The organism is Pseudomonas sp. F9001, assembly GCF_013385435.1.
In the GTDB taxonomy this organism is placed as follows: Bacteria; Pseudomonadota; Gammaproteobacteria; order Pseudomonadales; family Pseudomonadaceae; genus Aquipseudomonas.
The window spans coordinates 299073-306307 of record NZ_JACAPX010000006.1; the positions used below are offsets into that span (position 1 = coordinate 299073).

General features: G+C 62.3%; 6 protein-coding genes. 3 read left to right on the plus strand and 3 right to left on the minus strand.

From position 1 onward, the window contains the following. Positions 1–114: 114 nt before the first annotated feature. From HX818_RS05640 to HX818_RS05650, 3 genes are read right to left on the minus strand one after another with little or no spacing between them, the layout of a single operon-like run. The gene (locus tag HX818_RS05640) at positions 115–2016 is read right to left on the minus strand and encodes an ATP-binding protein (protein ID WP_177019615.1); all 1902 of its coding nucleotides are present in this window, start codon (positions 2014–2016) and stop codon (positions 115–117) included. After that, the gene (locus HX818_RS05645) at positions 2013–2924 is read right to left on the minus strand and encodes an ABC transporter substrate-binding protein (RefSeq protein WP_177019616.1); all 912 of its coding nucleotides are present in this window, start codon (positions 2922–2924) and stop codon (positions 2013–2015) included. The genes HX818_RS05640 and HX818_RS05645 overlap by 4 nt, the downstream gene beginning before the upstream one ends. A 20-nt stretch (positions 2925–2944) precedes the next feature. Beyond that, positions 2945–5077 (minus strand): TonB-dependent siderophore receptor, encoded by a 2133-nt coding sequence (locus HX818_RS05650; protein ID WP_085984626.1) that lies wholly within the window; start codon positions 5075–5077, stop codon positions 2945–2947. 195 nt (positions 5078–5272) lie between these two features. Here HX818_RS05650 and HX818_RS05655 point away from each other — a divergent pair, with 195 nt between their 5' ends. From HX818_RS05655 to sixA, 3 genes are read left to right on the plus strand one after another with little or no spacing between them, the layout of a single operon-like run. Then, on the plus strand, positions 5273–6298 hold the full coding sequence (locus HX818_RS05655) for an NAD(P)H-dependent glycerol-3-phosphate dehydrogenase (RefSeq protein ID WP_003210548.1): 1026 nt from the start codon (positions 5273–5275) through the stop codon (positions 6296–6298). Between the two features lie 10 nt (positions 6299–6308). Next, on the plus strand, positions 6309–6656 hold the full coding sequence (locus tag HX818_RS05660; protein WP_003210547.1) for a DUF4389 domain-containing protein: 348 nt from the start codon (positions 6309–6311) through the stop codon (positions 6654–6656). Next, entirely contained in the window at positions 6653–7102 is a 450-nt protein-coding gene (sixA, locus tag HX818_RS05665; protein WP_087694448.1) for a phosphohistidine phosphatase SixA, read from the plus strand. Before HX818_RS05660 ends, sixA begins: the two co-directional genes overlap by 4 nt. The last annotated feature ends 133 nt before the right edge of the window (positions 7103–7235 follow it).

A 7235-nucleotide genomic window follows, 5' to 3' on the forward strand; every position in this document is an offset into this window, starting at 1 on the left:
TGTACACTTGTGCACTGAAATTATAAACCGGGCCGGTTTACGGGCCCGTTCGGGTGCCTAAGACTGCCGCACTTTCGTCTTTCACGCCAGTCGCAGTTGGCTGATGGCACCGTGTTACTGCACCCATCTCTGCAGGATTTGCTGCAAATCCGTGCGTTTGAACGGCTTTGCCAGGTAATCGTTCATTCCAGCTGCCAGGCAGGCTTCGCGATCGCCCTGCAAGGCATTGGCCGTGAGGGCAATGATTGGCAGCTCGGCGCAACCGGGCAACTGGCGAATCTGCCGGGTAGCCTCGTAGCCATCGATGCCCGGCAGTCGGCAGTCCATCAGGATTGCGGTAAAAATCAGGCTTTCGGCGCTGCGAATCGCTTCGGCGCCGTCGGTGGCGATGCTCACCTCGAACCCCAGGCTGCGCAGCATGGCTTCGACCACCGTGCGATTGACCGGGTTGTCTTCCACCAGCAACACGTTGCGCCCTTCGCCCGCACGGGCATTGCCTTCGGTATTCGGCGCGAGCACCGGCAAGCTCTGCTGGTAGATCGCCAGCGGGATTTCCAGGGTGAACACCGAGCCGTGGCCTTCTTCGCTCTGGGCGCGCAGGGTGCCGCCCATGCGTTCGGCCAGGGTGCGTGCGATAGGCAGTCCCAGTCCGGTGCCGCCGTAACGTCTTGAAATGGAACTGTCGGCTTGCTGGAACGCATCGAACATCAGTTCCAGGCGCTCGGCGGAAATGCCAATCCCGCTATCGCGCACGGTGCAGGTGAACCACAGCAATTCATGGTCCAGGGTCTGCCAGTGGGGTTCGACGGTGACGGTGCCCTGCTCGGTGAACTTCAGGGCATTGCCGATCAGGTTCACTAAAATCTGCCGGATGCGGGTCGGGTCGCCCTGTACCTGCAGCGAGCCCAGGCCCTGGGGGATCGGCACTTCGAGCGCCAGCCCGCGTTGTTGGGCGGCGTGCTGGAAGGCCTGGGCGCAACTGCTGATCAGCTCCACCAGGTCGAACGGAATGTGCTCAAGCTCCAGGGCCGCGCGCTCGATGCGCGAGAAGTCGAGGATGTCGTTGATCACCTTCAGCAGGTGTTCGGTGGACTCCGAGGCCAGCGCCGCGTATTCGGTCTGTTCCTCGGTCATGTCGGTGGTTTCCAGCAGTTGCAGCATGCCCAGCACCCCGTTCATCGGCGTGCGCAATTCATGGCTCATCATTGCCAGGAAGTCCGACTTGGCATTGTTCGCCCGCTCGGCTTCTTCGCGGGTCTGGATCAACTGGGCCATGGCCTGGTGCTGTTCACGACTGGCCTGGTTCAAGCCATCGGCGAGGTTATTGATGTGGCGCGACAGGTCGCCCAGCTCCGAGTCATCCACGATGGGCAGCGGCGTCTGGTAATCGCCCTGCTGGATCGCCTTGACCGCATTGCCCATGGCGCTGATCGGTTGCGACAGGCTGGCCGCCAGGCGCCGGGCCAGCAGGAAGGTAAACAGCAGGGCGAACAGCGCGAGAATCCCGGCCTTGAACAGGATTTCCTGCTGGCGCTGGCTGAACGCATCGTTGGACATGCCGACAATCACTCGCCCCAGGTAGTCCGCGCGCGGGGCCTTGGGCTCGGCAGTACTGTCCTGGAAGAAGTCATTGCCCAGCTGGATATGTTGCAGGCGAATCGGCGCCTGGAAGACTTTCACCGACAGCGAGCGATCGTGCTTCTCCGACGGTTGCTCGACATACACCAGGATATTTTCTGCGCTGTCCTGAATCTCCAGGAAGCGCACGTGCGGCGTGGCCAGGGTGGCCCGCAACAGGCTTTCAAGCACGTCGTTGTTGCCGGAAATCACCCCGTATTCGGTGGCCGGCGCCAGTTGGTTGGCGATCAACTGGCCGGTGTGGTCCAGTTCCTGGCGCAGGTCCTGGATCCGCACGAAGGTGAAGAAGCTGATCAACAGCAGCGTCAGCAGGAGTGCCGGGCCCAGGGTAATGAGCTGGGTCCGGGTGTTGATGTCCCAACGGCGACGAAATGTCATGGGCGTTTTTCTCCTTCGGCCAGGCGGGCGGCGACGTTGGTTTCGTCCACCTGTTCGATCCCCAGTGAGCGCGCAACCTGCGGGTTGCCTACGACTTTGAAACGTTCCGGGTACAGCGCGCGCGGCCAACTGGCCGGCGCATGATCCAGCAGGCGGTCGAGCACATCCAGCCAGTCGGTCTGATCGCTGTAGGTGCTGGCCAGGCTGCCGGCCTTGACGAACCCGGCGTTGGGCCCGACCAGTGGCAATTGCCTGGCGTAGCTGCTGAGCAGCAGGTTTTTCGCGGTTTTCGGGTTGTACAGCTGGGGATCATCCAGCCCCAGCAAGACGTCGCTGTTCTTGAACAGGCTTTGCAGCGGGCGACTGTCATTAATGTTTTCCCAAAGCTGGGGCACGATCTCCAGGCCCATGGGCGCGGCGTACTGGCGCAGCTCGCGCAGCAGGAACTCGCTGTCGATGCCATAGAGCACGCCGATGCGCCGGGCCTGAGGCAGGATGCCGGTGATCAGGCGCAGTTGTCGGTCCAGCGGTGGGTCGCTCCACAGCAGGCTGATCTTCGCAGGCAACGTGGCACCCAGGCGCTGGCGCGCTTGCAGGCGGCTGATGCGCAGCACCAGGGTCGGTGGGCCCTGGGCGTCTTGCAGGCGCCAGTCAAGGCTGGGCAGGTCCAGCAGGATCAGGCGGGTGCTGGTCGGCAAGTTTGCGGGGGCGGGCAGGTCCTTGAGCGGGGTGAACTTCACGCTGTCTTCGGGACGCTGCAGGGCCAGGGCCTGGACGAATGTTTGTACGCCCGGGCCGTCTTCGTCGGCGGTCAGCAGGATATCCGCTGCCCATGTCGGTGCGCCGAACAGTAAAACCCCAAGCAACACACAGCACCGCCAGAGCCGGGCGGTAAAGGGCAGGGTCATCCGTGACGAGTCGCTGTCCACTAGAACTCTAACTCCGCACTGAAGTAGAGCACGTGGCGTTGGTCATAGTTGTTGTCGGGCCAGGTGGTGGGCTGATTGTCGAGGCGTTGTTGCAACATGCCGGCCAGCTCCACGTTGGCTTTGCCCAAGGCAATGCGCTTGGCCACCCGCAGGTCGACCCGTTCGAAGCGATACTGGTTGAGCGCATCGTCGCCATAGTAGAACACCGCGCTGGACCAGCCATGGCCCCATTCCCGCATCCAGCCGGCCGAGCCGCTGTTGCGCGCGGTCTGCTGCCTGTCCAGGGGGTTGGTGGCGCTGGCATCCACATAAGCATAGGTGACGCGCAGCCGGTCGGCGGTGCTCATGTGCCAGTCGAGCTGGGTTTCGGTGCCGGTAAAGCGCGAGCTGTTCGAGTTGCTGGCGATGTACTGGTTGTTGCGCAGCGGCTCGCTGACCATTTCGCTGATTTCGTCGTAGAACAGCTTCACGTCGACGTTCAGCCCGATGTCGGCAAAAAAGCCGTTGTAGCCCAGCTCCCGGGAGCGCATCAGCTCTTTGTCGAGGTTGCCCGGGCCGCGGGTCACCACGAAGTATTGGCCGGAGTTCTGGCCGTAGGCCGGCGAGCTGAGGTTGGTGACGCGGTAGCTCCAGTTGACGTTGTTCTCGAACATGTCCGGGGAGCGAATGGCTTCGGAGTACACCGCGCGCAGGCCGTGGCGCGGGTTGATCAGGTAGTTGACGGCCACCCGTGGCGTCAGCGAGTTGCCGCTCAGGTGGGTGTCTTCGTACATTGCGCCGCCCTGCAGCAGCCAGTGTTCGCTGGCCCGCCATTCCAGGTGGCCGAACAGGCGCCAGGTGGTGTCGTCCAGGGTGCCGTTGAAGTAGGTGTCGGAGTCGGCGCGGTCGTAGCGGTAGTTCATGCCGCTGACCAGGCGCAGGCTGTCGGACAGGCTGAGGGTGTCTTGCAGCTCCAGGTCGTAGCGGCTTTCCTTGGTGCTTTGGTCGATGTTGCCGCAGACCGGATCCTTGCCGCCGTCCCCCCATTGCTGGAGCACCTGGCGGGCCAGTGCCTGCTCGGCGGCGCTGCCGGGTGGAAGGTTGCCTGGGTTGAAGTTGTTCATGTGCCGGGCCAGTCGCTCGGCATAGTTGGGGTTGAGCTGCCACAGCTGCGTCAGTTCCGGGCTGAACGAGACCTTGGCATCGCACGCGCGCCAGATCTGCCGGCGATCCCACTGCTGGGCCGAACCCTGGATATACAGGCTGTGATCGGGGTTGAAGTCGAAGTTCCAGCGCAGGGAACCGGCATAGTCCTTGGCGCTGACGTCGGAATTGTTACCGCCTTCGGTAATCCCGTCGAACACCGGTTGGTAGGTGTAAGGGCGCTGGTTGGTGCCTTCCTTGGCGTCCAGTTGCCAGTCGATGCTTTGTTGCGCATTCAGGGTCTGGCTCACGGCCAGGCTGAAGCGGTTCAGGCGGCGCCCGTCGCGGCGGTCAGCGCCCACGCGGTCGCTGTCAAAGCCATCGTCCTGTTGACCGGACAGTGACAGGCGCAAATCGCCGGTGTCCCAGCCCATGCCCTGGCTGGCGTACCAGTCGTTGATCCCTCGGCCGCCCTGGGTGAGTTTCATCCGCGTGCCATGGCTGTTGGCCGGCGAGCGGGTGAGGATGTTGACGACGGCCATCAGCGCGTTGGCGCCGTAGCTGACGGTATTGGGGCCGCGGAAGACCTCGATGCGGTCGATGTCTTCCAGGGCTACCGGAATATCGCTCCAGTCCACCGTGGCCAGGCCCGCGCGGTACACCGAGCGCCCATCGATCAACACCTGCATGCGCCGCGCATCGCCCGCCTGGGTGCCGTGGTAATTCACGGCGGCCTGGTTGCCGGTGGTGTAGCCGACCATCATCCCGGGCACCAGCCGCAGCAGTTCGGGGATATCCCGCGCACCGCTGGCCTTGATCAGCTCGCTGTCGATCACCGTCATGCTGCCGGGCACGGCGGCGGCCGATTGCTTGAGCCGGGTGGCGGTCAGCACCTGCGGCAGCGGCTGGCTGTCGAGGAACAGGTCGTCAGCCAGCACCGGCACACTGCACCACGGCATGCACAACAACGTCAGCAGAAGGGATGAGCGAGGAGGAGGGCCCAAATACACGGCACGGCCTTGATAATTACGGATAGCCGCCCATGTTAACTGAGGTGGGGCCTTTTGCCAGTCGTCGGCCCTGTAATTACTTCGCACAAATGTCGCATTTTCCGACAAGCGTTTGAATTGACGCGGGGGCTGGCCGCAGGCGGGTCGCTCCGTATAATGCGGCCATCGCCACTGCTATGGATTAACGGATTGCATATGACTGAACAGCGCCCTATTGCGGTCCTGGGAGGCGGAAGTTTTGGTACCGCCGTGGCTAATCTGCTGGCTGAAAATGGTCACCGGGTGCGTCAATGGATGCGTGACCCCGAGCAAGCCGAAGCCATTCGGGTCAACCGGGAAAACCCCCGTTACCTTAAAGGCATCAAGATTCTGCCGGCCGTGGAGCCGGTGACTGATTTACAGGCGACGCTGGACGAGTGCGACCTGTGCTTCGTCGCGCTGCCCTCCAGCGCTTTGCGTTCGGTGCTTGCACCCCATGCCGAGCGGCTGGCGGGCAAGCTGCTGGTGAGCCTGACCAAGGGCATTGAGGCGCACACCTTCAAGTTGATGAGCGAGATCCTTGAAGAAATCGCCCCCGAAGCGCGGATTGGCGTGTTGTCCGGGCCGAACCTGGCGCGGGAAGTGGCTGAGCACGCGCTGACTGCCACGGTGATCGCCAGTGAAGACGAAGAACTCTGCGAGCGGGTGCAGGAGGTGCTGCACGGTCGCACCTTCCGCGTGTACGCCAGTGCCGACCGTTTCGGCGTCGAGCTGGGCGGGGCGTTGAAGAACGTCTACGCGATCATCGCCGGCATGGCGGTTGCGCTGGGCATGGGTGAAAACACCAAGAGCATGCTGATCACTCGCGCCCTGGCCGAGATGACCCGGTTTGCGGTCAATCAGGGCGCCAACCCGATGACCTTCCTTGGCCTGGCGGGTGTGGGCGACCTGATCGTCACCTGCTCGTCACCGAAAAGTCGCAACTATCAGGTCGGTTTTGCCCTTGGCCAGGGCTTGAGCCTGGAAGACGCCGTGACGCGTTTGGGCGAAGTGGCGGAAGGCGTCAACACCCTGAAGGTGCTGAAGGCCAAGTCTCAGGAGGTCGGGGTGTATATGCCGCTGGTTGCCGGGTTGCACGCGATCCTGTTTGAAGGGCGCACCTTGAACCAGGTCATCGAGTTGCTGATGCGCGCCGAGCCGAAGACCGATGTCGACTTTATTTCCACCAGTGGTTTCAACTGAGGAACGCGTCATGAACGATCCGAAAGCAGCTCCCAAGTACGAATCCATTGGCCTGCGTGTGCTGTGGATGCTGGTGTTTGCCCTGGTGTGGCAAGTGGCGCAGTTTCTGCTGGGCGCGCTGGTGGTGGTGCAACTGGTTTATCGCCTGGTGTATGGGGCGCCGAACCTGGGGCTGATGAATTTTGGTGACAGCCTGAGTCAGTTTTTGGCGCAGATTGGGCGGTTTGGCAGTTTTCACAGTGATCAGAAGCCTTGGCCGTTTGCAGATTGGCCGACGCCCCGTGCACCGGAAGGTGAGGCTGCCCACAGTGTGCCGCCTGCACCGCATCCGGCGCGTGATGAGGAACCCAAGCTATGAAGGTGTGGGTGTTGCGTCACGGTGAGGCCGAGGGGCATGCGCGTACGGATGCCGAGCGTAATTTGACGGCCCATGGGCGCGATGAGGTTTTGCGCAGTGCGGGGCATCTGATCGGGCAGCCGATTCGGGCGATCATTGCCAGTCCGTATGTGCGGGCGCAGCAGACGGCGCAGTTGGTGCGGGAGGCGTTGGGGTTTGAGCCTGAGATCCGCACTGTGCCTTGGTTGACGCCCGAGAGTAATCCGCTGGAGGTGCTCAAGCATCTCGATAATGACGATGATGTGTTGTTGGTTAGTCATCAGCCGTTTGTGGGGGGGCTGATCAGTTATTTGCAGCATGGGCATTTTCGGCAGCCGCAGGCTATGAGTACGGCGAGTTTGGCGGAGTTGGAGGGGGATTTTCCGTTGGCGGGGTTGATGAGTCTTTTGAGTGTTCGGAATCCTTAAGGTTGGGTTTGGTTTTGGGTACATATCCGTTTCTTCGGTAACGGCCACTTAGGGTTCCGCTCTTACAGCGGGTCACTTTTGGCAAACGCCCCAAAAGTAACCAAAAGGTCTTTGCCCCACCACTCGGTGCCTC

Coding starts and splice junctions, on each gene's coding strand:
- HX818_RS05660 (WP_003210547.1), top strand. CDS start 6,309: ATGAACGATCCGAAAGCAGCTCCCAAGTACGAATCCATTGGCCTGCGT.
- HX818_RS05640 (WP_177019615.1), bottom strand. CDS start 2,016: ATGACATTTCGTCGCCGTTGGGACATCAACACCCGGACCCAGCTCATT.
- sixA (WP_087694448.1), top strand. CDS start 6,653: ATGAAGGTGTGGGTGTTGCGTCACGGTGAGGCCGAGGGGCATGCGCGT.
- HX818_RS05645 (WP_177019616.1), bottom strand. CDS start 2,924: ATGACCCTGCCCTTTACCGCCCGGCTCTGGCGGTGCTGTGTGTTGCTT.
- HX818_RS05655 (WP_003210548.1), top strand. CDS start 5,273: ATGACTGAACAGCGCCCTATTGCGGTCCTGGGAGGCGGAAGTTTTGGT.